Origin of the sequence: Bacteroides helcogenes P 36-108 (genome assembly GCF_000186225.1) — a bacterium.
Classification (GTDB): Bacteria; Bacteroidota; Bacteroidia; order Bacteroidales; family Bacteroidaceae; genus Bacteroides; species Bacteroides helcogenes.
This window is the reverse complement of sequence record NC_014933.1, coordinates 3,208,266-3,233,373: the sequence shown is the minus strand read 5'-3', so window position 1 is coordinate 3,233,373 and position 25,108 is coordinate 3,208,266. Positions and strand designations below refer to the sequence as shown.

General features: G+C 39.6%; 27 protein-coding genes and 1 pseudogene. 18 read left to right on the top strand and 10 right to left on the bottom strand.

The window, feature by feature from the left end; translation table 11 throughout:
* Positions 1-1,383 carry an ABC transporter ATP-binding protein gene (locus BACHE_RS13330; RefSeq protein ID WP_013548231.1) on the bottom strand — a complete coding sequence of 461 codons (1,383 nt, stop codon included), beginning with the start codon at positions 1,381-1,383 and terminating at the stop codon, positions 1-3.
* A gap of 443 nt (positions 1,384-1,826) precedes the next feature.
* Between BACHE_RS13330 and BACHE_RS13325 the strand changes: the two genes are divergently transcribed.
* Complete coding sequence (locus BACHE_RS13325; RefSeq protein WP_013548230.1) at positions 1,827-4,052, top strand: alpha-galactosidase; 2,226 nt, start codon at positions 1,827-1,829, stop codon at positions 4,050-4,052.
* Between the two features lie 250 nt (positions 4,053-4,302).
* Here BACHE_RS13325 and BACHE_RS13320 read toward each other — a convergent pair whose 3' ends face one another.
* From BACHE_RS13320 to BACHE_RS13305, 4 genes are read right to left on the bottom strand one after another with little or no spacing between them, the layout of a single operon-like run.
* Positions 4,303-7,557, bottom strand: coding sequence for a DEAD/DEAH box helicase family protein (locus BACHE_RS13320; RefSeq protein WP_013548228.1), 3,255 nt, complete (start codon positions 7,555-7,557; stop codon positions 4,303-4,305).
* A gap of 6 nt (positions 7,558-7,563) precedes the next feature.
* A complete protein-coding gene (locus BACHE_RS13315; RefSeq protein WP_013548227.1) occupies positions 7,564-10,680 on the bottom strand; it encodes a DNA methyltransferase in 3,117 nt (1,038 codons plus the stop codon).
* A 15-nt stretch (positions 10,681-10,695) separates the two neighbouring features.
* The gene (locus tag BACHE_RS13310; protein WP_041579424.1) at positions 10,696-11,040 is read right to left on the bottom strand and encodes a hypothetical protein; all 345 of its coding nucleotides are present in this window, start codon (positions 11,038-11,040) and stop codon (positions 10,696-10,698) included.
* A 14-nt stretch (positions 11,041-11,054) separates the two neighbouring features.
* Positions 11,055-12,071, bottom strand: a complete 1,017-nt coding sequence (locus BACHE_RS13305; RefSeq protein WP_049778937.1) for an SNF2-related protein — start codon at positions 12,069-12,071, stop codon at positions 11,055-11,057.
* 636 nt (positions 12,072-12,707) lie between these two features.
* Here BACHE_RS13305 and BACHE_RS13300 point away from each other — a divergent pair.
* Positions 12,708-13,328: a TetR/AcrR family transcriptional regulator gene (locus BACHE_RS13300; RefSeq protein ID WP_013548226.1), complete on the top strand. Its 621-nt coding sequence runs from the start codon at positions 12,708-12,710 to the stop codon at positions 13,326-13,328.
* Between the two features lie 279 nt (positions 13,329-13,607).
* Here the strand turns inward: BACHE_RS13300 and BACHE_RS13295 are convergent, their stop codons facing one another.
* Together BACHE_RS13295 and BACHE_RS13290 are read right to left on the bottom strand one after the other, a co-directional pair.
* Complete coding sequence (locus tag BACHE_RS13295; RefSeq protein WP_013548225.1) at positions 13,608-14,405, bottom strand: nucleotidyl transferase AbiEii/AbiGii toxin family protein; 798 nt, start codon at positions 14,403-14,405, stop codon at positions 13,608-13,610.
* Positions 14,402-15,205: a type IV toxin-antitoxin system AbiEi family antitoxin domain-containing protein gene (locus BACHE_RS13290; RefSeq protein WP_013548224.1), complete on the bottom strand. Its 804-nt coding sequence runs from the start codon at positions 15,203-15,205 to the stop codon at positions 14,402-14,404. The genes BACHE_RS13295 and BACHE_RS13290 overlap by 4 nt, the downstream gene beginning before the upstream one ends.
* 479 nt (positions 15,206-15,684) lie before the next feature.
* On the opposite strand from BACHE_RS13290, the pseudogene BACHE_RS13285 reads away from it, so the two are divergent.
* The 8 genes and pseudogenes from BACHE_RS13285 to BACHE_RS13255 form a co-directional block, all read left to right on the top strand.
* Positions 15,685-15,873 (top strand): annotated as a pseudogene (locus BACHE_RS13285) (tyrosine-type recombinase/integrase); the annotation flags it as partial.
* A 76-nt stretch (positions 15,874-15,949) separates the two neighbouring features.
* Positions 15,950-16,111: a hypothetical protein gene (locus BACHE_RS17850; protein WP_245530889.1), complete on the top strand. Its 162-nt coding sequence runs from the start codon at positions 15,950-15,952 to the stop codon at positions 16,109-16,111.
* A 140-nt stretch (positions 16,112-16,251) separates the two neighbouring features.
* Positions 16,252-16,554 carry a hypothetical protein gene (locus tag BACHE_RS17845; protein ID WP_245530888.1) on the top strand — a complete coding sequence of 101 codons (303 nt, stop codon included), beginning with the start codon at positions 16,252-16,254 and terminating at the stop codon, positions 16,552-16,554.
* Positions 16,555-16,623: 69 nt separating this feature from the next.
* Positions 16,624-17,103 (top strand): hypothetical protein, encoded by a 480-nt coding sequence (locus BACHE_RS13275; RefSeq protein WP_013548223.1) that lies wholly within the window; start codon positions 16,624-16,626, stop codon positions 17,101-17,103.
* A gap of 44 nt (positions 17,104-17,147) precedes the next feature.
* On the top strand, positions 17,148-17,669 hold the full coding sequence (locus tag BACHE_RS13270; RefSeq protein WP_013548222.1) for a hypothetical protein: 522 nt from the start codon (positions 17,148-17,150) through the stop codon (positions 17,667-17,669).
* Between the two features lie 55 nt (positions 17,670-17,724).
* A complete protein-coding gene (locus BACHE_RS13265; RefSeq protein WP_013548221.1) occupies positions 17,725-18,120 on the top strand; it encodes a DUF5071 domain-containing protein in 396 nt (131 codons plus the stop codon).
* Between the two features lie 72 nt (positions 18,121-18,192).
* On the top strand, positions 18,193-18,468 hold the full coding sequence (locus BACHE_RS17840) for a hypothetical protein (protein ID WP_245530887.1): 276 nt from the start codon (positions 18,193-18,195) through the stop codon (positions 18,466-18,468).
* Between the two features lie 255 nt (positions 18,469-18,723).
* Positions 18,724-19,251: a DUF4948 family protein gene (locus BACHE_RS13255; protein WP_187289305.1), complete on the top strand. Its 528-nt coding sequence runs from the start codon at positions 18,724-18,726 to the stop codon at positions 19,249-19,251.
* Between the two features lie 29 nt (positions 19,252-19,280).
* Here BACHE_RS13255 and BACHE_RS13250 read toward each other — a convergent pair whose 3' ends face one another.
* The 3 genes from BACHE_RS13250 to BACHE_RS13240 are packed head-to-tail and all read right to left on the bottom strand — an operon-like array spanning position 19,281 to position 20,348.
* Entirely contained in the window at positions 19,281-19,667 is a 387-nt protein-coding gene (locus BACHE_RS13250) for a hypothetical protein (RefSeq protein ID WP_013548219.1), read from the bottom strand.
* Positions 19,664-20,059, bottom strand: a complete 396-nt coding sequence (locus BACHE_RS13245; protein ID WP_013548218.1) for a hypothetical protein — start codon at positions 20,057-20,059, stop codon at positions 19,664-19,666. Before BACHE_RS13245 ends, BACHE_RS13250 begins: the two co-directional genes overlap by 4 nt.
* A gap of 4 nt (positions 20,060-20,063) precedes the next feature.
* Positions 20,064-20,348: an immunity 17 family protein gene (locus BACHE_RS13240; protein ID WP_013548217.1), complete on the bottom strand. Its 285-nt coding sequence runs from the start codon at positions 20,346-20,348 to the stop codon at positions 20,064-20,066.
* Positions 20,349-20,488: 140 nt separating this feature from the next.
* Between BACHE_RS13240 and BACHE_RS13235 the strand changes: the two genes are divergently transcribed.
* The 8 genes from BACHE_RS13235 (at position 20,489) to BACHE_RS13200 (ending at position 24,956) form a co-directional block, all read left to right on the top strand.
* Positions 20,489-20,881, top strand: coding sequence for a hypothetical protein (locus tag BACHE_RS13235; RefSeq protein WP_013548216.1), 393 nt, complete (start codon positions 20,489-20,491; stop codon positions 20,879-20,881).
* A gap of 49 nt (positions 20,882-20,930) precedes the next feature.
* Positions 20,931-21,305, top strand: coding sequence for a WG repeat-containing protein (locus BACHE_RS13230; RefSeq protein WP_245530885.1), 375 nt, complete (start codon positions 20,931-20,933; stop codon positions 21,303-21,305).
* A gap of 107 nt (positions 21,306-21,412) precedes the next feature.
* Positions 21,413-21,880, top strand: coding sequence for a hypothetical protein (locus BACHE_RS13225; RefSeq protein ID WP_013548214.1), 468 nt, complete (start codon positions 21,413-21,415; stop codon positions 21,878-21,880).
* A gap of 32 nt (positions 21,881-21,912) precedes the next feature.
* Complete coding sequence (locus BACHE_RS13220) at positions 21,913-22,332, top strand: DUF3997 domain-containing protein (protein ID WP_041579417.1); 420 nt, start codon at positions 21,913-21,915, stop codon at positions 22,330-22,332.
* 163 nt (positions 22,333-22,495) lie between these two features.
* Positions 22,496-22,954 (top strand): hypothetical protein, encoded by a 459-nt coding sequence (locus tag BACHE_RS13215; RefSeq protein WP_013548212.1) that lies wholly within the window; start codon positions 22,496-22,498, stop codon positions 22,952-22,954.
* Positions 22,955-23,038: 84 nt separating this feature from the next.
* On the top strand, positions 23,039-23,827 hold the full coding sequence (locus BACHE_RS13210; RefSeq protein WP_013548211.1) for a DUF1266 domain-containing protein: 789 nt from the start codon (positions 23,039-23,041) through the stop codon (positions 23,825-23,827).
* Positions 23,828-23,890: 63 nt separating this feature from the next.
* A complete protein-coding gene (locus BACHE_RS17630) occupies positions 23,891-24,379 on the top strand; it encodes a hypothetical protein (RefSeq protein ID WP_013548210.1) in 489 nt (162 codons plus the stop codon).
* 16 nt (positions 24,380-24,395) lie between these two features.
* Complete coding sequence (locus tag BACHE_RS13200) at positions 24,396-24,956, top strand: hypothetical protein (protein ID WP_013548209.1); 561 nt, start codon at positions 24,396-24,398, stop codon at positions 24,954-24,956.
* Positions 24,957-25,108 lie beyond the last annotated feature (152 nt).

Here is a 25,108-nt window from a genome sequence, read left to right as displayed (position 1 = left end):
TTAGCATAATCGGATATTGATATTTTCTGGAGCGATTGTAATGCCTACATGGTCGCTGTCATCCCAGACGTCATTGGTATCGACAAAGATATTTTCGTTCCAATCGGTCAGCACTGTCAGATGATAATGATTCCCTTTGTAGAGGATGAATTTTACTTCTCCTGTCAGATGTCCGTCTTCTTCATTATCTTCGAGAACGACGTGCTGGAAATCTATTTCCACCTGGACGGGTGTACCGGGAACTATATCATGAGTGGGAGAACATTCAAAATTGCACCCCAAAAACTCTACGTGAGTTTCATCTGTCAGTTTTCCTTTGAAAGTGTTACAGGTGCGTTCCTTTCTCATCACATGAATATCGAACGGTTTTACCAGCAGTCCTACTTCGCGTCCGGCTTCAAAACTATGGTAATCTTGCACCATGAGTTCATAACCTTCGCGAGTCTGCACCAACATTTCGTAGTGCACACCTTTGAATATACAACTGGTTACAGTACCTGTCAGTTGTGCAGCATCGGACGGCTCGAATATATAGATGTCTTCGGGACGAATCACCACATCTACCTGTGCCTGCTCGCCGAAACCTTCGTCCACGCATTCAAAATCTTTTCCACAGAAACTGACAAGTTTGTCCTTTGTCATTATGCCATTCAGGATATTGCTTTCACCTATGAAGTCGGCAACAAAAGAATTAATAGGTTCATTGTAGATGTCTATCGGAGTGCCGATTTGTTGAATCTTGCCTTCACTCATAACAACGATCGTGTCGCTCAGTGTGAGAGCTTCTTCTTGGTCGTGGGTTACGTAAACAAAGGTGATGCCCAGCTTCTGATGCATTTCTTTCAGTTCCATCTGCATGTCTTTGCGCATTTTCAAATCCAGTGCGGCAAGAGGCTCATCGAGTAGCAGCACTTCCGGTTCGTTGACGATGGCACGGGCGATGGCTACACGCTGCTGTTGCCCACCGGACAGGGAATCGACATCCCGATCTTCATAGTCTGTCATACCCACCATGCGTAGTGCTTGTTTTACTTTCTTTCCGATGGCAATATCGGGAATTTTCTTCAACTTCAAGCCGAAAGCGATGTTATTGAACACATTGAGATGGGGAAAGAGTGCATACTTTTGAAATACTGTGTTCACCGGGCGTTTGTGCGGTGGCGTTTGTGTTATGTCCTTTCCGGCGATGGTTATTATTCCTTTTGAAGCGACTTGGAAACCGGCTATGAGGCGTAATAATGTAGTTTTGCCGCAACCGGAAGGTCCCAGTATCGTTACAAACTCGCCCTTGCGGACAAACAAATTCACATCATCCAATACGGCTTTCTCTCCGAAAAATTTCGATACGTGTTCCACACCGATGATGCAATCGGATTTTTGCATAAGCGTTTCTTATCTTTTATCCAAACGAATTAAATAGATTTCTGCTTTTAAAAAGCGCTGCAAAGTTATATAATTTCTTGATATTTTCTGCTACACTCCGAAATTCATTGTCCTCATGTAATTAAAATGTAATTCCGTTCTGTTCGCACCCCTGCCACAATATGTTCCTACCTGTGTTATTATTAATAGGCTTTTAATTTATTGATAAAAGGCTTTTAATGATAGCAAGGATTGCGACTCTGCTATGCATCGTTCAAGGATGAATAGGAGTAAAGCGGCAATATGGCGTGGGACGATTGCCGATGAGTCTTAAGAAACTATTGCATCATGAGAAATGAGGCAACAAGTGTCAGGATATGATAAAATGGTATAGATTTATTAGTAAAAAATGACCTATATTTGCCGATATATAGTTGTATCATTGAATCTAAACAAAGAAAGACATGGATTTCAAGAAACGAATGAAGCTTTTATTTGGAGCATTGTTGTTGCTCGGCAACTTGTTTGCACAGAATGTGCATGTATCTACTCCTCATACATCGTTGGTATTATCGGCTCCTCAAGGGGGAGAACTGAGATATATGTATTACGGGCATAAACTATCTGAATCAGACTTCAGTAATTTTGAGATTGTCGGCGGAAAACAGCGAGTAGTGAAAACCATCGCGGCCGCTTATCCGGCATATGGAATGAATTGTCCTACGGAATCGGCTCTTGCCGTGAAACATACCGATGGCAATATGACTCTGCAACTGGAAGTGGTCAAGACTTTGGAGAAACAAGATGGTAATGCCACCGTCAACGTTATTGAACTGAAAGACAAGCTATATCCGTTTTTTGTGAATGTCTGTTACAAAGCCTATCAGGATGTTGACATCATAGAGGTATGGACGGAAGTCTTTCATCAGGAAAAGGAAACGGTTGTACTCAATCAGTTTGCTTCAGCCTACTTGCCTATTCGTCGCGGTGATGTATGGTTGTCTCATCTGTATGGCTCATGGGCCAACGAAGGACAACTCTCACAAGAGGCTCTGGCTCCTGGAATGAAGATTATCAAGAATAAGGATGGTGTGCGCAATTCTCATACATCTCATGCCGAAGTAATGTTTTCACTGGATGGCAAACCGCAGGAGAATACGGGTCGTGTGATTGGTGCTGCACTTTGTTACAGTGGAAATTACGAGCTTCGCATTGATACTCGCGATGATGAATACCACCATTTCTTTGCCGGAATCAATGAGGAAAATTCAAACTATTCTTTGAAAAAGGATGAACTTTTTTGTACTCCCCACTTGGCACTGACATACAGTGATGAAGGTCTGAGTGGCAGCAGCCGTAATTTTCACCGTTGGGCACGGCTGCATAAACTGGCACATGGCAGTACACTTCGCAAAATTTTATTGAATAGCTGGGAGGGTGTTTATTTTGATATCCATCAGGTCGGCATGGACCAGATGATGGCTGATATATCTTCTATGGGAGGCGAGCTTTTTGTAATGGATGACGGTTGGTTTGGCGACAAATATCCTCGCAATAGTGACAATTCTTCTTTGGGTGATTGGGCGGTTGATAAGAAGAAACTTCCTGATGGTATTGGAAGTCTGCTTGCGAATGCAGAAAAGCATGGTATTAAGTTTGGTATTTGGATTGAGCCTGAGATGACAAATATTGCCAGTGAACTCTACGAACAGCATCCTGATTGGATAATTAAAGCATCTGATCGCGAACCTGTATTGGGGCGTGGTGGCACGCAGGTGGTACTTGATCTTGCCAATCCTGCTGTACAAAACTTTATCTTTAAGATTGTGGATGATCTTATGACTGCTTATCCTGCCATAGATTACATCAAATGGGATGCCAATATGTCCATTATGAATCATGGCTCCCAGTATTTGACAAAAGATAATCAGAGTCACATGTATATAGAATTCCACCGTGGTTTTGAAAAAGTTTGTCAACGTATCCGTACCAAATATCCGGATTTGACAATTCAAGCATGCGCCAGCGGTGGCGGTCGTGCCAATTATGGTATTTTACCTTACTTTGATGAGTTTTGGGTAAGCGACAACACAGATGCACTCCAGCGAATTTACATGCAATGGGGGACTTCTTATTTCTTCCCTGCCATTGCTATGGAATCGCATATCAGTGCCACCCCCAATCATCAGACTTTCCGCGCCATCCCTCTGAAATATCGTGTTGATGTGGCGATGAGTGGTCGTTTGGGTATGGAAATTCAACCTAAAAATATGACGGAAGAAGAAAAAACTCTTTGCAAAAATGCTATTACCGAGTATAAGGTTATCCGTCCTATTGTGCAGTTGGGCGATATCTATCGTCTGATGTCTCCATACGATAAGCTGGGTGTAGCTTCATTGATGTACGTTGCGCCGGAAAAAGACAAAGCTGTGTTTTATTGGTGGAAAACAGAACATTTTGTGAACCAGCACCTGCCTCGTGTAAGGATGGCGGGTTTATGTCCTGATAAACAATACAAGGTACATGAACTAAACCGTATAGATAATACTCCTCTGAGCTTTGAAGGGAGATTTTTCAGTGGTGTTTATCTCATGGCGAATGGATTGGAAATTCCTTATAACCATCGGGTGGACTATCAGAAGCAGAACGATTATTCAAGCCGTGTGCTTTATTTGGAAGAAGTGGAATAATAGCCTTTTCCTCTTACGGTAATCAACTTGTATTCGGGAAAATCTTTTGCAGTATTAAGTCAAACTTCTGTATATTACATAATAGCATCGTTGATGTGGAGTTCTTTCCTGAGATTATAAAGTTGAGGATGTACCTAACTGAGAGGGGACTTTCAAATACAGTTCTGTGAGAGTGAAATGCCTGGGGCACTCCATAACATTGTGTAAATGGAAGACTATGAGATTTCTCTCATAGTCTTCCATTTGTATATTAACTTTGTAAAAAGCATATTTTATTTATCATGCTGATAACGCATTGGTCATCATCAAGAGTATAGACATTATGTGCCTCTCTTGTGGTTTTATCCCAATGCCACCATTCATACAAATCTGCTGATTTTGTTGCAGACATAATGAATGAATTGAGAACAATCTGCTTATCACCTGCTGTCGGTGCTAACTGCTTTTCCAAATCCTTGATTGTTTTGTGGAATTCAATCTTAGGGTCATCAGGCATAATACGAAGCAATCCTTTCGGATCGACAAATGTGATATATTGCTTTTCATGTGTGTCTATCCATAAGATATAATCAGGATAGAAATTACCTGCAACAAAGAATCCCATACCCACCTTACTTTTATTTCTTAGAAGATAAAGAGATTTGTTTTCAAGCATATCACCATTATTCTCTGTAAATTCCTTTAGATAATCAACAAACAGCTTTTCATCTTCATTCAAACTGACAGGAGTAATCTGTATATTGGTATTTCCCTTTTTCAAGCATACCAATGGCGCATACAAGTGAGAACGGAAATCAAACAGACACAGATTTTTGTTGAAGTCAAACTTCTTTTCGTATTCGTTCAATCCATTATTATCTGTAAGAATAGACTTTATATCTCCAATGAATTTATCCAATTCTTCACCAGTGGTATCTAAGCTATTTTGTGGTGTAACGGTGAAGGTATATTCATCTACAAAATTATTGTCGGTAGCCGATATTTCTTGGAATTCAAGTAATGGTGCTTCCCATCTTTCTTGCTCGAATTTGCAGAATTTGTCCATATAAGACTTTAATGCCATAATCGCATAGTCTGTGACATACTCTATTTTGCGAATTGAATCTATTTCAAGTTGCTTTTCTGGAATAATTAGTTCATACCAACCATCTGTTTCAAGAATAGGTTTCAGCTTGTTTCTATCAATGCTGATATTGAAATAAGACTTCTCATTCTTGTATTGCTGAATCTCATCAAAAATGCGATAGTAATCAAGCAAAGCAAGTGTTGACGCTGGAATCGTGAATCTTGTATCAATCACCTGAATATTCATTTTTAATGAGCCTGATGATTCAATGGATTGAATCTTGCTTCGGCAATCAAGTACCGACTTACTACGAACAAGGTATCGCATGAAGTCTTCTTTGGGTACATCGAGCACCATACGTCGTGCTTGCTTCTTGAAATTCTTTCCGTCCTTTACTTTTATGACACGGAGTTTCTTTGTCTTTACTTCATCATAACGATTGACCACTGGCAGAGTCACTTCAATAATATCATCATTAATAGGAGCGCCTTCCTGTTCAATGAATTTCTTGAAATCCTCCATATATTGCGCCTTCACACCGAAAATGGTAAGTGTTTCCACGCAATTTATATATCGCAAAGGTTTTACTGATGTATCGTCAAGGCATGTGGACCTTTTCAGCATTCCTTTATATCCTTTCAAACGAACACCACGACCAAACAACTGAATTGCCTGAGAACCTTCACCTTTGGCAAAATTTATCAATCCCATTGTAGACACACGCCAACTGTTCCATCCTTCGGTAAATTTTCGTGAACCGATAAGTATTCTAACCTTTGATTCTTTATCGTTGATGCTACTGAATAATGAAGTAGAAACGAATTCTTCGCTTCTGCTTACTATTCCCTTTGCTTCACAAGCCTTAATAAGATTAGCTGTATCGCCAATGTTTATCACCCCAAAGTAATCACCATATTCGCCAATCTTCATTGCTATTTCACCTTGTACCTGCTTTATGGCTTCAATGTGCAATCGTGGAGCATCGGCAACTGTATCGGTATTGAATATCAGGTGAAGCATATCTTCATATAGCACTTGCGCTGATGGTAATTGGCCATACACATCTATTAGCGCGTTGAAATTGTGCGAAAATAAATCACGCCCATATTTATCGGTAAGACCTGTTTCTTCTGACTTCACTTGTTCTATGCAACGGATGCTTTCTTGTTTGTTACGAACAAATCTGTCGATAAAACATAGCACTTCCTGAACATCACTCAACTCATCTTTTGATGTTGATGCCGTTACCCGATTTCCAACAAACACTAATAATGGATTCTTTATATTGAAAGGAATCAGTTCGGTTCGTTTTTCAATAGAGTACTTCACTTGTTGGAAGAAGGAAAGCAAACAACCTATCAAATACAAATGACGGTGATTATCATCAATACCTGCTCTGAGGTTATAGATACGATAATCCTTTCCATAGCCATCGCCATAGAAATATTTATAAGAGTAGTCCATTATTATAGACTTGCCATATTCCGCTACCATCTGCCTATCTTCCTTTTTTGAAGATGTGGCATTCAGTGCTTGTTTGAATGTAGCTGAGTACTCAAAGGCAAAACCTTCTTCGCTTAATCGTGTACGATAGTCGTACCAAACACCATCTGTTGAAGACATGCCACGATGGGCTTCATCCACAAGAACAAGGTTATTGCGTTCAAAGCTGTCTACCGATACAGTTTTCACTTTACCTTCTTCTTTGAGCTTGTTCATATCAATGATAGTAACACCTTCATTTTGTCCGCTAAACATACCGCCACCATCTTTGTTAAAGATATTGGCTTTAATTCCAGAGAGAGTAAGCTCACCTAAATGTTGTTTACTCATTCCTTCATTTGGCGAAAGCACTATAATTTTATTGATAGCGATACTGCCGTTTATTCGTTTTGCACGCTTCAAATAGAATATAAATTGCTTTATGTTGATGTGCATTAAAAGTGTCTTACCACTACCTGTGGCACACATATACGCTAATTTGTTCATGGAGTTAATGGTATATGGTTCCATCGTAAGAGCGCCAAGTGTTCTTGCGTTTTCGCTGTCAATGAATTCGTTAAGCGACTTACAGAAGGCTGATCTATCTGCAAAGTAGTTGTCGAGATACATCTCAGTGAATAACAGGGAGATGTATTGAAAATACTTCAGACTGATCCCACCACGGTTCTCTCCAATTTCTTTTGTATATCGACAGATTCTCTCATCGTATTCTCGCAACTTATCGGTTGTGATACTACAATGTTTCATCTTGGTTATCTGAGCTATGTAGTGATGAAAATGGGTATTGCCATTCTCATCCAGTCCTTCATATTCAACGCTGTTAAGCTTGTTACCCAAACTTTTCAGTTCGGTAGTGCCTATCTCACCAAGAAAGTAGCGGAATAAAACCAAATAGGTTTCAAAGTTGACTGGTGGTGAACTTTTCTTCTTTGCCATACTTCGTTATTCCTCCCACATTCGTTTATTAAACTCTGTTTCAGTGAGCATCACTTTCCATTGCTCATCGTCAAGACGCAGATTCTCAAGATTATTATCTCCATTGATATATATCACATCAAACTCACGGTCGGCAGGATTGATACGATATTTCGAGAAATAGGCATCCAGTGCAGCATTGCTTGCAAGAATATTATCTTTATTGATATTGCGCCATATAACCAATGCTCTGCGACCATCAGGTAATGTTCCTTCTACCTGACGAAATCCATATACACCATTTTGGTCTTTCTGCAAGTCAACAGCACCTTCATAAGAAGGATTGACAGCTTCTTTAGTTGAGAAGTAGGAGATTGCAGACAGGCTATGTACTGACAAACCGATAAGATAGTTGAAAGTCTCAACTACATCTACTTGTCTTTCTTTACATTCATTTTTCTCTGTAATCTTCATGTTGTACTCGAATGGAGTGATAAAAGCCTCAAGGTTAAACAAGCTGCCTTTTGATTCCATATCAAGCATATAGCCTATTAGATATTCATCTCCCAAGTTGGATCCGAAGAATGAGCCTTTCTCATCAAGAGAGATATTTGATAATGCATCCTCATAGCTTTCAAGACGCATATATTTCATTATTTGAGAAATGCCTTTGTTTCGAATGGTGGGTTTACCGTCTTTCCAATCTGGAGAATAAATAACTTTCGTCATACGGGGTTTCGTAACAGAATCAAAATATTCACCCATTTCTATGAGTATGTACTTTCGATTACCTTTATCTTTACGATTTAGATTGATTACGGCGTGGCCTGTAGTTCCTGAACCAGCAAAATAATCCATAATTATGCTATGACCTTTTTGTACTTCGTTAACAGCAAGAATGCAATCAGAGATGGTATATAATGATTTGGGAAAATCGAATTTTTTCGTACCCATAATATTATTAAGAAGTTTTGACCCATAAACATTCGCATAATATTTTTTATCATCCCAAACCGTCTTGTAACTACCTTTAGATTTATCTCTCATTATTTGAATAACACCATTATTGTTAACTGGATATAGTTCATCAATAATTGAGTCAACAGAATCTCTTGCAAATACCCATTTTTTTTCAATACCATCATCTCCAACAGGATATATTAAAATATTATCTCCTATTACAACATTTTGTTCTGTTGTATGAAAATCTGGAGCACAAGCGTCACCAATAGAAACTATTTTATCACTTTTACAGTTTACAATAATAGGATAGAACGTATTTCCTTGAGGGTTTCTTAATCCGGTTGGTCCCCAATCTCTGAATGGCTCGGTAGATTTCTCCTCTTTCTCTTTTTTGCCAATTACATGTTTGAAGTTTTCAAATAGAAATATTGCATACTCATGGCTATATGAAAAATTATCACCTTGTACACCTGCTGGATTATGAAGAACGGAAACAGCTGTTTTACTCCAATACGGGAATAATGTATCTAATAATTTCATTAAGTTAAAGCCTTCATTTTCATCTATTGCAGTAACGATAGCACCTCTTTCTGTTTTCAGAGGCGATACTAATTCTAAACGACTATTCATCATTGCAATCCATGATGAATGCTTAAAATTATTCTTGTAAAGAATTTCGGATGATTTTGCATTGTATGGAGGATCCCCATATATACAGCTTATTCTTTTTTTACACTTTTCTTGTAGTAAATTAATAGCATGATAATTATCTCCATTTATCATCAAACCATTAGTGTTCTCATCTATATTATCTATAGATGCAATTAAACGGTCACGGAATGTGGTCGGAAAATTCTTTGTATCAACAATTAAGTTCTGATTCTCCTTCAAAAATTCTATGCTCGGAGGATTTGTGAATGCTGTTGTATTTAGATCTCCTTTGATTTCATCAATAGCATACATATCAATCCACTCCTGAATCTGTGTCTTATTAGCAATAATCTCCGGATAGAAAGATTTATCAATATGGTCAAGTGTAATGCACCAATTCGTTTCCACCACAAACTTTTTCTTCAGCCAAAGTTTGCGCTGGAAATTCTCTATCTGCGCCAAGAATGTGATTATCTCTTTTCCTATTCGTTTCACGGCACGAACCTTTGCAAGATAACTTTCGGCACGAACTTCGTCGTCTGTGTCAAGGTCATCGAGATGCATCACTTCGTTCTTGATAAAGAAATCAAGTTCACGTGTGAGGAATCCACCTAAATCCTTATGGATGAAATAATCGAATGTGTTCTTTGCTACATATCCATTAAGATGTTTCTGAATCAAAGTTACAGGTTTCTTTGGATCTGTTGATGTTTGGTACATCAATGGCATCATCAATTCAGGTACACCAATAATGTATTCACGAATCTTTGTATAGTTATCATCAGCATAGTTCTTCTTTTTGTCAGCAGGTATGTCAAAGATAAAGCGAATGATTAGTTCCTTTGATTCAGCATTCCATTCGAATGTCTTCAATTCAGGCCGCTCATCATTTTCTGTGTACAGCATGAACACACGTTTAGAATCGTTGGTTTCCTTATTATTGTTCTGCTCGATTGTAGCATCAACCAAACGGAAATGAACATTTATCCCTTCCTTTGTAACAAACGAATAATCCTTGAAGTTTTCGGCAGTCTTGATGTAATACTGGTCTTGGTTAGCCCAATACAGTTTTACTTCTTCACCTTCATACGGAATGGCATAAACACCTTCTTTATAACGACGTTTAGAGATAAAATCTCCTTCCTCGTAGTAACGGTTAAAGAATGAATATAGTGCAGAATAGACGTCGCTTTCGAGTGCTGACATATCAGAGCCTTGAGATAACTGCTTCTGCAAAGCGATATATTCTTGCTTCTTTGGAGTATTGTCTTGGAGAGTATCAATAGTCATACCCATTGATTCAACATCAGACTCTATCTTAGCCAACTTTTGCTTGATTTCATCAGTCTTTTCATTTGCAAATGGTGCGAGAATCTCTTGTATTTTCTTGGGTAGACGATTCTCGAAGTAATCAACAATCTCGCGTTGACGAATATTGATGATTCTGTAAATACCGAAATCAAGGTCAGACTTATCTAACTCAAATATGGTTTTCAATAATGCGACGAAGCGCTTCTGATATTCATTCATTATGCTGCTTATTAATTAGTTATTACTCCAACGGACAATAAATAGATTGTCTGATGAAGTTGTTTGAATCATTTTTCTCTCAAGTTCAGCAACGAGCTCTTTTCTACGAACAGATATTTCATCTTCCCTGTTTTCAAGTTCATTGCGCTTTCTACGCTTCTGGCGGCGCAGATCCTCTGCTTTAGCTTCAAGACTGATACGTTCTTCTATATTTTCAGCTTGACGAGCAAGTCTTTCTGTCTCACGTATATTACGCTTTACCATATCAAGTTCTTGCTCAATACCATCAATCACATCGCGTTCCCAACGATAGATTCTGTCTTCTTCTTCTTTGAAGAATGAAAGGTTTCTACTATTCACATTCTTTATTGTTGTTATGATGTGTTGTTTAGATGTTCTTGCACATCAATATCAAAGTTTTCCAAAATTTGATGGCGAGTATCTTTCATGAGTTCATCTATCAAATCCTCTGCTGTAAATAAGAGCATAGATACCGTTTCGAGCATCTTTTCGAGACGTGATTTTGTATTGGTCAATGTACTTATAAGAGCAAAAGTAGAAGAAGCCAATATCTTACGGATTATCATTGTAGTCAACTTCTTCTGCTGTGCAGGGACTGAGTATATATCGTTTCTTCTGAGAAAATCAGAAATAGTTTGATACAGCTCATACTCTGCATCAGTTGAGTCGAACTTCTGTGTCAGTGGTAATCTATTTGTATAATTGATATATTCTTTTACATCACGTCTCAATGTACGTTTATATATCGCAGACAATCGTGCACGAAGGTCAGCATTATTTTCTCCAGAACCGTATTCACTTCTAAATGATTTCTCACTACCAAAAATATGATCATCAATTATGCTTGTCAAGCCATAAAGCTCCAGTAATGAGTTTTGGAAGGGTGTAGCTGTAAGCAAGAACTTCTTTGTTGATGTGAGAGCATCACGAACTGCATGAGATGTTTTGCTTGATTGGCGATAAACATTTCTTAGTTTGTGAGCTTCATCAATGATTGATATATCGAAACCATGCATCAATATTTCATCCTTTTTACGAGCCACAAAATTATAAGAACAAATAATTGCCTTATTCTTTGAATATGGAGATCTGCCGTTCTTGATGGCTTCATTGTAGTTCGTGGTGTCAAGGATAATATTGTCAATACCAGATTTATCTACTTCAATAGTCTTTCCTAAACCGATTTCATCAGCTAAAACGACACCTTTAGATAGTGGTGATTTGAATGCAAAGAGCGCTGCATCAATCTGATGTGGATTGATGTCAACTGATGCACTCATTAGAGACTGCGAGATTGATGATAGTTCACCGCCCACAATTTTTTGTGTAAGCAAGTTTGCGTAATACTTCGCGTGATATTTAGTTATCATACTAATAAAAAGACTCTGTCACAAAATGCTTTTACTACTTTATTCATAAGTAGATGTAAGAGAGTTTTCCTTTTGATTCATTGCCTTCAATAGAACTATGTTATGGTTGAATGATAAATATTTTAGCTTTTTGTCAACCTATATTGTAGGTGAATACACTTGCAAAAATACATATTTCGAACTTTAAAATACTATTTTTATTCCGTTTTCTTTAAAAGTGTGCAAAATAGTTGGTAAAGTGGAAACTTCACTCTCAGTTCTCCCTTCATTCACTGTAAAGTGATCCCTTAAAAATTACACATCGTTCTTTAAAGTACCCTTTTTGCTATTTGATTGTTTTTTATTTTCCGTGATCCGCTTGGGCCTTTACCCCATCCGGTTCACTGTCCTAAATATCAATATTTTATCTATCCTTACCCTTTTGAGGGGGTACGATTTGGACACTGACTTTTTTATGCGTTTCTGTCTGCTTTTGGCAGATGTCTGTCTCCATTTATTGGCTTGTTCTAAAACCGACTGTTCCGACCAGCTAAGGCATCCGCAAATTTATTTTTGTTAATCTATTGCCTGTAATAGGGTCTGTATGGGAATAAAATAGTAATTTCGGAACTGGAAAATATAAAAGACTGCCATAATATGAAAATTACCCGTGATGAATTACTGATAGCTGCGTTCAAGTTGTTTACGTCCGTGAACTATGAGAAAGCCAGTTTTGCGGAACTTGGAAAGATGCTCGGAATGTCGAAAGCCGGGATATTCAAATACTATGAGAACAAACAGGAATTGTTCACCGCCGTAGTGGATAAATTCTTGTTCAGTACGCAGAATCCACAGAACAAATTCACTGAAACGAACGGCACGTTTGCCGAGTTCATAGACGAATATGTGCGTGGCGTAGAACGGACAATGGATATATTAGGCAATCTGATGGATGCCGATAAAGACAAACCTGTGCCAGGAACACTCACATACCACGCAAAATATTTTCATTTCCTGTTTCAGGTACTCCAATATGTCCCCGACGCACAAGAAAAACTCCATAACCTTGTGAACAATGATTATGCCCATTGGCGTGCCGCCATACAACGTGCCATAGCTACCGGAGAGCTGCGGGGCGATGTGGATGTGGAGGATGCGGTAGTCATGTTCCGGCAAGTTTACATGGGGCTTTCGTTTGAAATGGCATTGGGAGACGGGCTCGACACCCGGCAGCTCGCCAAACACCTGCATGCCATTTACTCCCTGCTGAAGCGTTAGACACACCACAGTCCAACGCTGTTTTCCCGCCATCGGGAACATGTACACATGCTCCGTCATTCTTTCGCAAAGAATTATGTATCAAAAAACTAAAAAGGCAAGTCGAATATCATTTTCCATAAAGGACGAGTGGTTTTGGATATGCAGGCTGCAAATATCCAAACAAAGAAAGCAAAAGAATTAGAAGACAATGAAACCTAATTTCTTTGTCTCTTGTGAAGGGGAAACAGAAGTCGCTTATGTAAACGTATTTGGTTTGACATCGTGATTCAGGCTTAATTACTTGATCAATAGCTTGTCAATCAGCTTTTCACGCACCAATTCGTATGCTTCAACTGGATCAAAAGACATTTCCGGACGAATAAGCAATTGTGTATCGCCAAGAAAGCCTGGATCTTGCATTTTTTCTTCCATATTGAGGGTATATTGCTTATGTGTTGGAGGCTGGTTGACAACAAAACTCATATACTTACGATAGCAGCGAATGACATCATCCAAATTTACATCAGTTTTCGTCAATGCTTCATACAAGTCGAATAAGTCACGGCCTTTTTTGCGTTGATACAATGCACGAAGTTTAGTGCCGAGTAATTCTGCAAAATGGTAAGTTGTGATTTCACAAGAGCCTTTGAACCACTGGCTATCAACTGTAAATGGGTGTTTTACAAGTCCCATCTCATTGAAGTGCTCAAAGCAATTGATTTCAAGTTTCAATCGAATTGGCATGATTGGCGGTATTTCTGACTCCATGCGAAATAGCATAGTGTTATTGTACCTTTTCTGCTTGGTTACACGGTCTGGCATAAAGTCCAGAACCTCACCAAGACGAAACATAATGGGTTTGATTGGCCCTGATGTTATCTGAACAAGGTCAATGTCTTCACTGTATCTTGGCTGTGGAGACATATAGAGTTTGTGGAGGGCTGTACCTCCACGAAACGCCAATTGGCTTGCCAAAAACTCATCGCTGAAAATTGCGACCAACGCACGTGATATGAGCAAATCCTGCTCAACCTGCACATTCTCTTTCCATGGAACCTGAATGCTCCATTCCTGTATTGATGCTCTGTCTATCATAAGTCGTCTGGTTCTATTGCTTGATTTATTATAACATTCCATCGGTTGTCTATCGGACACCCATCTGTAGAATGGTCTGAATCCAATGGAATTTTCTTCATTCGTTTATTGTTTGATTTAAGAAGGTTGAACAGTGTATTTGCCTGCTCTGTCTCTTCCAGTATAACTTCTGCAATATATCCTAACCGTTGTAATGTGGGAATATTGGTTACAGAGAGTAGGGATTCGGACTGTTTGTTGAAATCTGTATATTCCAAAAGTTCTTCTAAAACAGTGGTAGCCATAGAAAGCCCACCTATCAGTTGATTATATTGAACTAAATCGACAGCCGTTAGTTCCGGGGAAGAGAATTTCACTCTACCTGTCTCAGAATTCCTTTGCATGAGTAGGCCCTCAGGTATCTCACGACGATAGTTCCATATTAACTGATTGTTATACTGGCTGGAAGTGGTAGCCTTAGGGAATATGGTGGTTACTGAAAACTTTTGCGGTCGTTGATGTGCTGCACCATGTAATTCGGCTGCACTTAGCAGACTTATATAATAAGGTTTGCCCAAATATGCCATCAATTGGTCTATATAATATAAAGGTGGAACGACCCCCCGAGCGGAATATTGCACAGGTATTACAGTATAAAAGCACTTATAAACAGGTACAATTATCGATTGCTTTGACAAACGATATAATTCAGAGGTAATAACCCTAACAGATGTGTTTGGAAATTCCTCCTTTACATCTGCTATGGAAAATGTAGGTCTTCCTGCTATTTCACGTTGTTTTATCCAACTTCTTATAGTCATATTCGTCTATTTTGGTGCAAAGATAAGCAATATTTGCTGATTTACGCACTAAAAAAGACGACATTTGCCGCTTTGAGGCAAAATAATGTATGAATAATACGAATATAGCTGCCGGAGAGCTGAGGGGGGATGTGGATGTAGAGGATGCGGTAGTCATGTTCCGGTAACTTGCCAAACACCTGCATGCCATTTACTCCCTGTTGAAGCGTTAGACACACTCCAGCCCTACGCTGTTTCCCCACCAACGGGGTTGTCTATGACAAAAAAGGATAAAAGGGAGAACACTCGTTTACTTTATTCGGAATAGTTTTATAACTTTGGCAGCATTATTCGTTGAATGATAGTTGTAACGTTATAAAACAAGCCCTACATGGATGCAAGCCAACAACGGGGGAAGTATCGTACTGACAAAACAGAACATAGATGCTCTGGATTATATACGGATAGAATATGCCGGTTACAGCCGGGTATATGTCCGCCATCGGGAACATGCACACATGCTCCGCCACTCTTCCGCTACCCATTTACTGGAACAAGGTACTGACCTAAGAACCATACAGGAACTACCGGAACACTATGACATTAAGACAACAAGTATATATCTTCATGTGACGAATGCCCACAAATCAAGCATCCCCAATCCGCTTGATACACTGGATGATTCGTGAGGTGTGGATATTAGAGATTAGGAAACGCACCATAAGGTGTGGTTATTGAATACATTAGCCACCTAAATAAATGGAAATGATTGAAGAAACTTTAAGAACTGAATTTGAAGCATTGAAAAATGACTTTGAAATCATAAGACAACAAATAGAAAGCGATGTTATCAGGACTGAATTGTATAAGGGCAGCTTACCCCATATTCCTATCAGCGTAATGGTTTCAGACAAGGAAAACCTGTAAAGCGTCCTGATACAGTATAAAGCACCCAAAATCTTTGTATCTACGGGTTTAATAATCAAAATCAAATAGTCGAAGTTAAGGTTGGTTGTTCAATTGAAAATCAGTTTTATCACACTTTTCTATATTATACAGACAATCTTGTGAAAAGTATTCTATATAATAATGGTAAACGTTTGATAAATGTACGCCATTACTTTTTCGAGGGCGGAAAGTTGAAACGGTTACAGTCATGTGGTAGTCGTGGTAGCCGTGAAGAGAATTACATCTATAATGAAAATGCCTTGACACATATTGAAATTAAACAATATGATATTGATGGTAAAAGTGGTAGTGATTTAGTTCACATATTCCAATATCAAGACGATGGGACTTTAGAAACTATTACCCAATCATTTCCAAATGGATATTCTGAAATAATCTATAAAACGAAAAGAGGTTGCTAACAAGCGAATAAACTGCCCTAACGGTCAACTATTCGCATCCCATTATCAACCTATAAAAATAAAAACAAAATGATTATCAAAATAAAGGACATAAATAATAATATAACTTTTGAGTTGTTGGTTGAATCTGATATATTAATCAATGACTTACACAAACGTATAAGAAAAGTTCATAATCAATATTTAGGCAATAACGGTATTGATGTCATTAGAATAAATGGTTCGCTACATATCTTGTTATACTTCGTATCACTTGATAAATATGTAGAAATGAATTATGGAAATAAGCCGCTGAATTTCATTATTGATGAATACAATCATAATCAGTGGCGAGAAGAAACGTTTAGTTTTCTTTCTTTAGAACATTTCAATTCAACTGAAGATTATGCAAAGGAACTCTATACGGGTTATGATTGCAGTTTCGTTGAAATGGGTAAAGATGGATGGCATGAAATATATGAATTATGCAATGTGCCTGACGAAAAGGAAAGAGAATGGAAAATTGAATATTTAGAAAAGAAGGTCGATAACAAACAGCAAACCGACTGACTGAATAAGCGGAACGCTGCCGAACATTATCAATATATGTACTTATGAACACAAGACAAATACCGTTTTATTGTAGTGATAATGATTATCCTACGATTAATAGTTACCTTGACAAGTGTGGAATACATATTTCTGCATTGCCACTAACAGGAAACTGTTTGCATCCTATTCCTATGATAAAAGAGGATGAAAATACAGATGAATGGAAACGGGTCATTCTGTTTCAAAAAGAGGAAGATGTCATTATTGATAAAATAGATTGTAGTCCATATAGTGATGGGTTCAAATACTTTCCTAATGCAACTTTTAGCAATTTGATTGAGTTTGATAAATGTTATATTAACCATAAATCAAAGGAAATTATTGGAGGGAAAATTTGTTATACAGCCCGTTATTATAACGATAACAAGCTTGTTCAAAAGTCAGACAGTTTTCTTTCTTGGGCAAATGATTTCTTTAATTGGATAAAGAAAATATATATCCCTATGAAACAAGACGGCAGAAATTTATATATTACAACTGAGATTGAAAATCTGCTGAAAAACGGATATAGCATAAAGCAGTAATAAATATAATAAGCGGCTGAATAAGGCGGAACACTGCCGAACATTATTGATAAATATGAATGAACAAAGATTGATACCTAAAGATAAATTTGATTTAGACGCAGCTAAGCGTCTGTCATTGGCAACTCCTGAACAAGTATCGGTTGTGGCAACCTCTATTCTGGAATGGATTGCTGACATGAATTACCCTGTTGCATTAGAGATTATTCATGTCTTACCAAAATTTCACAAAGAACTTTTGCCAAGCATCAAACAGATATTGGTGAATCAGGAAAATGATACCATTTGGAAATATTGGATTATCAGTCAGCTTTTAATTCAATTTCCCCAAGAAAGCCTACTAACATTACTTCCCATTAAGAAGCTAAAGCATTTAGCTATCTTACCAAGATTCCTGAAAAAAGGAAATGAAGAAAAACTTAAGGAAATGTTGTCGTTGCTAAATTGGTAAAGTAGCCAACAAACAGCAAACCGACTGAATAAACGAGGCACTATCAAACATTACCCACGCAATATATTTAGAATGAAGAAACGGGAAAATAAAGAGCAAGAACGACAACGGCATTATTATTTCTTCGACTACCTGTTCTGGTTGGGAGAAATAACATGGGAAAACTATCACAAGGTCAATATCAGACAACCCAAAGGAAATGACATGCTGATGGCTTGCATCGTGTCTTTTATCTTTATGCCCATTCTGACCATAGCCGATCATTTCCTTTATGACCGCTTCGTGTTCGAAGTGTTTGCAGCCATTCTTCTAATCGTAATGGCTATTGCCATTATTGTGAGTGGCTGACTACTTGGCAAAATATACCCGTCTTCCCGACGAAAAGCGGTCATGCAGCATTATGCGGGACGTAAGTTCAGTCCCACCCGGCGTAACTTTTTCTTTTTCTCCATTGTTTTGTCCCTTATCCCTGCGATGGTTTTATTATCAACCGCACTGGAAGGAATAACCGGCAAGAAGATGAAGGCGGTGGAGAATGTTCAGGCAACATACCCAATAAATAGAATAAAGAAATTAATCTCCGTTGTGAGTTGCGAGCCGCCCATGCCACCGTCGGACGAGGAAATGATACGGCACTTCAATACGCACGAGGCGGCGTTTAACAAGGTGTACGAAATCATGGCGGATTGTACGGAAGGGAGTTTTCATTATCCGCCGCTTTCCCCCGAAGGCATTATTATACTCGATTCGGCAACGCAGGAGATCGAACTATCCGATGAAACGAATGATGAACAAGACATCCTGGTGTATGGGCTGTTGAAGCTGGAGCGAATACTGCTCGATTCCTTATTGGCAGAGATAGGATGCGGTCTCGTCCTTGTTGACCGTCAGGAGCGGGAAATGGCAGATTCGCTAAAGTTGAGCCTCATAATGCCGTACTACTCCCACGGTATCGCGGTTGCCGGAACGTCCAAGAGTTTCGTTTACGATCCTGAATTGAGAAGCCGCCGGAATATCAGCATCACCGAACAAGGCGACCTGAACGAAATCTACCGCAGGACATATAACAACACCACGCTGTACAAGCCCATCAAGGGGAATTGGTACATCGAGTTAGATCACGAAAGATAACGGCCCGGAGTTCGTATCGAAGTTATATATCACTTTTGCGAAAGAAAATACATCATACAACAGATAATGGCTATCGCAAGAAACCATAACAGAACTGCAAGGACTTCGTTAAACCCGCATTTGGCATAGTGGAACATCACGGCTTTGCCTCGTTGTCTGTAAATCCTGCCGACGAGCGACATAACGGCAAATGTAATCGCGATAAAAACGATACATGACAACCATAACGGCACACCCGGAAGCAGCCGGATCGTTACAATCATCATAGGGAATATCGAAAGAGCGAAGATATAAATCGAGAGCATCATTTCGCCATCGACCCTGCTTGTCCGTCTTGCTCGTTTCCATTTCTCTCCCATCCACCAGAGGTAGTCCCAGAAATAAAAGCACCGTTTATGTTCTTGTGGTTTCATCATGCCCAATGTATAAATCCAAAGTGAAACATCAGTGCTACGTTCGCCACGGTCAGGGCGATGGCGATAAGGACTATCCCGGCGAGTTTCCTGCCGGGATGTTTCATCTTTCCGTAATGTTCACGGAGCGCTTCACGCCGCCCGGCTGTGTAGCGGAGCTGGCAGAACAAATCGGGAAGAAAGCAGAGAGGAATCACTATGGCCAAACCAATCATCCAGCCGAAAAGGCGCAATACCAGCGGAAAACCAAGCGGTATGAGTAGGACGAAGAGCCAGCACCAAAACAGTAGCATACGTCCGTTGAGATTGGTACGCTCCCTTTCGTGCCATATCTCGGCTACATACCACATATAGTCGATGAAGCAGAAACGGTATTTTCGATTGTCCTTTTCCATGCTGTCACCTCCATACGAAGAACATCGTCAGGCAGGCGACTAACGCTGCGCTGACCAATACAATCTGAATCCGGCGGCGTGTTTCGGGCTTGCAGCCGTCGAAAAGCCATAGCTTTCCGTTGAACTGCCAGTGACACGCCCATTTCCAGCGGAGCAAAAGCCCCGTGAGCCAGAATGCAAGCAGCCCGGTCGCAAACAGCAACCCGTATTTCGGGTTGCTTGTTTGCGCCCACTCGAAAAATGATTCAGCCTTGCTGTTCATTGCTTCGTATATATCGGTAGCTGTCATAGGCTTATAATTAAAAGGATTCCGAATACAAAAATAATATTTTCCGTTCACTTAATCACCACTTTATGCCCGAAAACACCGCGAAAAATCCTCCCTGTCTGCTATAAAAACAGTATTTTTGTAAAAATGAAAACCGGGCAATGAGTTTCAACCGTAAATATAAGTTCAGCATCATCGACTTACTGTATTATGCAGGTCGCACACGGTATATCTACAAGTGGTATATGCCGTTGGAAGCCATCTTTCTTATTGTTTTCGGTGTTATTCCTCCGTTTCTTATAATGAGGTTCCTATATCGGGTAATGCCGTCGTGGCTGCTGTTGGTTTTGTTTCTCGGCTGGACCTGGGCAACAACAGAGGTATATTCAAAGATTGAGAAGAAGTACTTTACCAAAGCAAGGGAGCGTGCCTATTACCGCCGATACCCTGAAAGGAAAGACAAGAACTATTTCTGGCTTCAGTTGCTGTTGCCACTCTGCCTGTTTGCGATTGATTTCAGCATAATCTTTTGGCTTTTCTTTGTGTATCAATGAATAGGAAACAGAACAACGGTTGATGGCTCTGCTATTTAAGATTTATATAATGGGTAAAATTATAACAATCATTATGGCAATGTTGCTATGCGGTTGCAGCTCCGTGAAACACTACGGCGTGTTTCAATATGACAACGGCAACGACCCCATACGTGATGGTATGTACCGTATTGTGGATAAGCGAGGTTGCATCAGGCATGCGGACGGGAACGGCAAAACGGTCATAAAACCGCGCTTTGCTTTCGGATTCCCTTTCGAGGAGGGCAAGGCAAAGGTGACGAATAAAGGCGAGATGAAGGAAGTGCCCGGTTCGGGCGGAGAATACCACTCTTGGGAAAGCGACGAATCTATAAGGCATTGGGGCGCAGTGAGGATGAAACCGCATTGTTCAATGCTCTTGGCGTGTTGGCTTATTTTCACCTGAGAGGAAGAATGAAAGAAGAATTGAAAGGAATAAGATGAGTTTATAACAATCACCTAAACAGCTAAACGATGTTAGCAGAATTCCATTAACAATAATTTGTAGCAAAGATGAAAGATTCAAGTGAAACAGAAAATCGTATTGAGCAAAACAGCTCGATACGGAATAAGAAGAAATACAGGTATTGTTTCTTAGATTATCTGTATTACCGATTGTATGTGGCTTATCTAAAGCATAATGATCCGGCACGTTTCAGTGCTTTCTGTGTGTTTGCCGCCATATTCATGATGGCTCTGTTCTTTTTTAGTATTTTCTTCAACTGTGTGCTGACGGACAGTTGGTTTTCCCTGAAGAACTTCACGGAACCACAAGGCGTGCTTATCTTTTTTACCTTGACAACCGTGTTTTGCGTCATCCCCTTCTATCTGCGATACACCCGGAAACGGACTGCCGCCATACTGCTGAAATATAAAGGCAATCCGTGGAACAGGATTATCCCGGCTTGGGTGATAGTGACTTTCCCTATATGGGGGCTCTTGACAGGGATAGGGATATGTATGTTGATATTCAATAAGTAATAAACGATAGAAATGAAAAAAATTATCTATAAATGAAGAAAGGTATGAAAATAAAGATTTTTTTGATAATGCTTCTTTCACAGTTTTGTAGCTGTGATGGTATATACAATAAACATATACTTGGAAATTTTTATCTGACGGCTTGTGATACCATACATGAATTGTGCTTATCCTACTATGATTCCGTATCAAAATGTTATCCGATTATTGTGGATTGTGGAGTTTATGATGTTCGGTACAACAAGGAGTACATCATCGTGAAAAGACATCCGTTCTTAAAACCGGATTCAAGATTGGAATACAACGAGGATGTTACAGAATTTTATATAGTAAAGGTTGTTCACACGACATATTTTGGGGACGAAAACTGTTTAGGGCCTTTTACGGAAGAAGAATTTGTAACAAAAGAAAAAGAATTGAATGTAGGAAAATTGTTGGAGTTTCCGTTTTAACAAGCCCTGCACACCTGTACTGTTAGTGCAAGAAAAGTTAAAAAGAAAACGAGCGTTTACTCTATAAGAAATGTTTCATATCTTTGCCGTGTCATCTGATTAATGATGCAATGTCTTGGCAAATTAATGCCTAAAAACAAACTACTAATTTTTTATATTTTGAATGATTATGAAGAAGTTCTTATTTATTTTAACGGTAATTGCCTGTTTCCTGGCAAGCAGTGCCGAAGCACGACGTGTGAGGATTAAAATCCCTGTGGACAACAGCATCCCGAAAGTAGCCACTCTTCCGGACAGTTCCTATTATAAAACAGACGAGGGCAGGCATTTAGACTTAGGCTATATCGAAGAAGATGGCAAACGTACCCTTGTGCTATTCTCCGAGCTCAATCCTGATACTTATTACGATATTTCGGAAGAATATGCAGAGGCTATCCGCAGAGACTTGAATGTAGAGGAGTTGGGCACTCTCATCCCCAAGCCTACATTTTGGGATCAATGGGGTGGCAGAATCCTTTTCTATGGTATTGCCGCATTAGTGGTTATCGGCGTGGTGAGTTCTCTGAAAAATTTTATATTCAATCTTTTGGGGCTATCGAAGAAGAAAGAAGAGGAGGAATGAAAAACCGTCCTATGGCTTAATAGGTATGTGTATTAAACAACATCCGCAAGAATTTCTTACGGTAAACCATCAATAAAAATATTTATGACTGACTTTGACTGGATGCTTTGGGTAGTAATCCCAATTATCATCGTCTGCTATCTTTATCGTCACGTATGGCCTACCGTACGCAAGTTTATTCGCTTTTTTCAGGGCATACGCCTCAATCCCCATTCCCACTTGATGGAAGCTGAGTATAAGAAGCTGTCCGTAGGTTCTCTTTATGCCTTGCAGCAGGGGGCCTATCTTAACTCGCTGACACTGGACATCAAAGATAAGCTCCCCACCATTCTTTCCGATTGGTGGGGCATCTATAATGCCCAAGATGCCAAGCAGACATTGGAATACCTCGGCGAGAAAGGATTTACCTATTACTTTCCCTACGTTTATCAAGCTTTTCTGTTGGATGACGAGGAGGCGAGAGACCGGATTTTCCAACAACTCATGGATAGTCAGGAGGATTATGACAAAGCCGTGGACCAGTTGCAAAATCTCGAAGATTGCTATGATGAATTACTGGAGTGTGTCACTATCACTTGTCGGGAAGACCTGCTGCGCTACGGTGTAACGGGTTGGGATGCCGGACGTCTTAACTTCATGGCACGTGCTTGCTATGACATGAAGTATATCTCCGAAGCCGAAGCGTGGCATTACATAGATCGCGCCTACGAAATGGTACACAGCCGTTTTTCTTCATGGCATGACTTTGCTATGAGCTATGTCATCGGGCGTGCATTATGGGGAGGTAAAAACGCATCCAACTCTGGTATGATGTATATGGCAGAGGATTTACTGAAAAGCGAGAAAAGCCCGTGGACAAAAATCGAATGGTAACTAATGCGGCCTGCAAGTAGTGGATATTGTATTCCTCATCAAAGTATCAGGAGCTTTGTATAAATGAAGAAAGGTATAAGAAAAACAGATAATTATTTTGAGCGTAACCGGATAATCCGGCAAGCACGAAATTACAGGTACAACTTTATAGACTACCTCTACTATCAGGGAGAGCGATACAGTAAGAAATATATAAGAATTTCGGGCAGTACATTAATAATGCAGTATTGGTTATTTGGTGTTTTCTTTCCGCTTCTGCCTTTTCTTGCTCCTCGTTATTACGATATAATGGGGAATATATTCGTCAAAATAAATTTAACGGAAAATCATCCGATAGTGGGGGCAGTGATTTTTCTTCTTCCAATATTTGTTGCAATGGTACTTCTACCCGAATTGTGGTGCTTGTTGAGATACAGAAAAGACAGGGTGGCGGCTATCAAGCACCACTATCGTCAAAGTATATGGAAGGATGCGATTCCCATGTGGCTGTTGTCGGCAATTCCCCTGTTATTATTCCTGTTATGGGTAGCAATCCTTGTAATAACAAGATAATGAACTAAAGAAAATAATGAAAGCGGAATTGAAATACCCGATACTGGTTTTTGACCCCGAAGACGATATGGTTTGGGGGTTCGGGCAGGAAAAGGATTTCCAGTACACGACTACACGGATACTGGAACGCAGCAACCACCGGGCAGGCGTAGTAGTGGTTGATAACACCGGAATGAAATACACCATCCGCCGGGCTTACAAGACTGGTTGGCGGGGAATACATGGCTGGACGGGAATAGGAACCGGAGTAATCAACTTGGAAAACGAATACGAAGACAATCCGACACAACTATCTCCGGATGAACTTCGGGACATGATGATTGAAAGGTTCCTGAAGCACAAGGATGAGGAATGGTTTGAGGAAGGCTGGGGGAATGTAAGGGCTTTTCGGAGAACATTTGCCAAGTGCCGGACGGTACAGGAACTTATCGGATTGTATGTCTGTGTCCCAAAATTTTCTCTCTGGGAACGTATTCAGGATTATTTCCTTCGTGGACTTTTCTCAGTGCTCGGTGTAATGCTCCTTTATATAATATGGCTGGTCATTAAAAAGGCATGGCTGTGGATTGTAGGATGAGTGATTTTAGTTTCACCCTCTCTCCATGAGCCATTTAGGTACATAATAAGTCCCTTTGCCCACTTTGCCTTGCATTTCCAGCCAGTCATTTACAATAAGAGAAACTGGAAAAATGGTTTTATTTTAAATTTAAGTTTTGGCCTGAAAGAAAA

Bases quoted from the DNA above. Each gene is read 5' to 3' on its own strand.
- BACHE_RS13240 (WP_013548217.1), bottom strand. From the start codon at position 20,348: ATGACAGCTACCGATATATACGAAGCAATGAACAGCAAGGCTGAATCA.
- BACHE_RS13225 (WP_013548214.1), top strand. From the start codon at position 21,413: ATGAAAGATTCAAGTGAAACAGAAAATCGTATTGAGCAAAACAGCTCG.
- BACHE_RS17630 (WP_013548210.1), top strand. From the start codon at position 23,891: ATGAAGAAAGGTATAAGAAAAACAGATAATTATTTTGAGCGTAACCGG.
- BACHE_RS13215 (WP_013548212.1), top strand. From the start codon at position 22,496: ATGATTATGAAGAAGTTCTTATTTATTTTAACGGTAATTGCCTGTTTC.
- BACHE_RS13220 (WP_041579417.1), top strand. From the start codon at position 21,913: ATGAAGAAAGGTATGAAAATAAAGATTTTTTTGATAATGCTTCTTTCA.
- BACHE_RS13255 (WP_187289305.1), top strand. From the start codon at position 18,724: ATGCCACCGTCGGACGAGGAAATGATACGGCACTTCAATACGCACGAG.
- BACHE_RS17850 (WP_245530889.1), top strand. From the start codon at position 15,950: ATGATTGAAGAAACTTTAAGAACTGAATTTGAAGCATTGAAAAATGAC.
- BACHE_RS13300 (WP_013548226.1), top strand. From the start codon at position 12,708: ATGAAAATTACCCGTGATGAATTACTGATAGCTGCGTTCAAGTTGTTT.
- BACHE_RS13265 (WP_013548221.1), top strand. From the start codon at position 17,725: ATGAATGAACAAAGATTGATACCTAAAGATAAATTTGATTTAGACGCA.
- BACHE_RS13305 (WP_049778937.1), bottom strand. From the start codon at position 12,071: ATGATAACTAAATATCACGCGAAGTATTACGCAAACTTGCTTACACAA.
- BACHE_RS13210 (WP_013548211.1), top strand. From the start codon at position 23,039: ATGACTGACTTTGACTGGATGCTTTGGGTAGTAATCCCAATTATCATC.
- BACHE_RS13250 (WP_013548219.1), bottom strand. From the start codon at position 19,667: ATGATGAAACCACAAGAACATAAACGGTGCTTTTATTTCTGGGACTAC.
- BACHE_RS13315 (WP_013548227.1), bottom strand. From the start codon at position 10,680: ATGAATGAATATCAGAAGCGCTTCGTCGCATTATTGAAAACCATATTT.
- BACHE_RS13230 (WP_245530885.1), top strand. From the start codon at position 20,931: ATGGGTAAAATTATAACAATCATTATGGCAATGTTGCTATGCGGTTGC.
- BACHE_RS13325 (WP_013548230.1), top strand. From the start codon at position 1,827: ATGGATTTCAAGAAACGAATGAAGCTTTTATTTGGAGCATTGTTGTTG.
- BACHE_RS13320 (WP_013548228.1), bottom strand. From the start codon at position 7,557: ATGGCAAAGAAGAAAAGTTCACCACCAGTCAACTTTGAAACCTATTTG.
- BACHE_RS13245 (WP_013548218.1), bottom strand. From the start codon at position 20,059: ATGGAAAAGGACAATCGAAAATACCGTTTCTGCTTCATCGACTATATG.
- BACHE_RS13295 (WP_013548225.1), bottom strand. From the start codon at position 14,405: ATGATAGACAGAGCATCAATACAGGAATGGAGCATTCAGGTTCCATGG.
- BACHE_RS17840 (WP_245530887.1), top strand. From the start codon at position 18,193: ATGAAGAAACGGGAAAATAAAGAGCAAGAACGACAACGGCATTATTAT.
- BACHE_RS13330 (WP_013548231.1), bottom strand. From the start codon at position 1,383: ATGCAAAAATCCGATTGCATCATCGGTGTGGAACACGTATCGAAATTT.
- BACHE_RS13235 (WP_013548216.1), top strand. From the start codon at position 20,489: ATGAGTTTCAACCGTAAATATAAGTTCAGCATCATCGACTTACTGTAT.
- BACHE_RS13275 (WP_013548223.1), top strand. From the start codon at position 16,624: ATGATTATCAAAATAAAGGACATAAATAATAATATAACTTTTGAGTTG.
- BACHE_RS13290 (WP_013548224.1), bottom strand. From the start codon at position 15,205: ATGACTATAAGAAGTTGGATAAAACAACGTGAAATAGCAGGAAGACCT.
- BACHE_RS13200 (WP_013548209.1), top strand. From the start codon at position 24,396: ATGAAAGCGGAATTGAAATACCCGATACTGGTTTTTGACCCCGAAGAC.
- BACHE_RS13270 (WP_013548222.1), top strand. From the start codon at position 17,148: ATGAACACAAGACAAATACCGTTTTATTGTAGTGATAATGATTATCCT.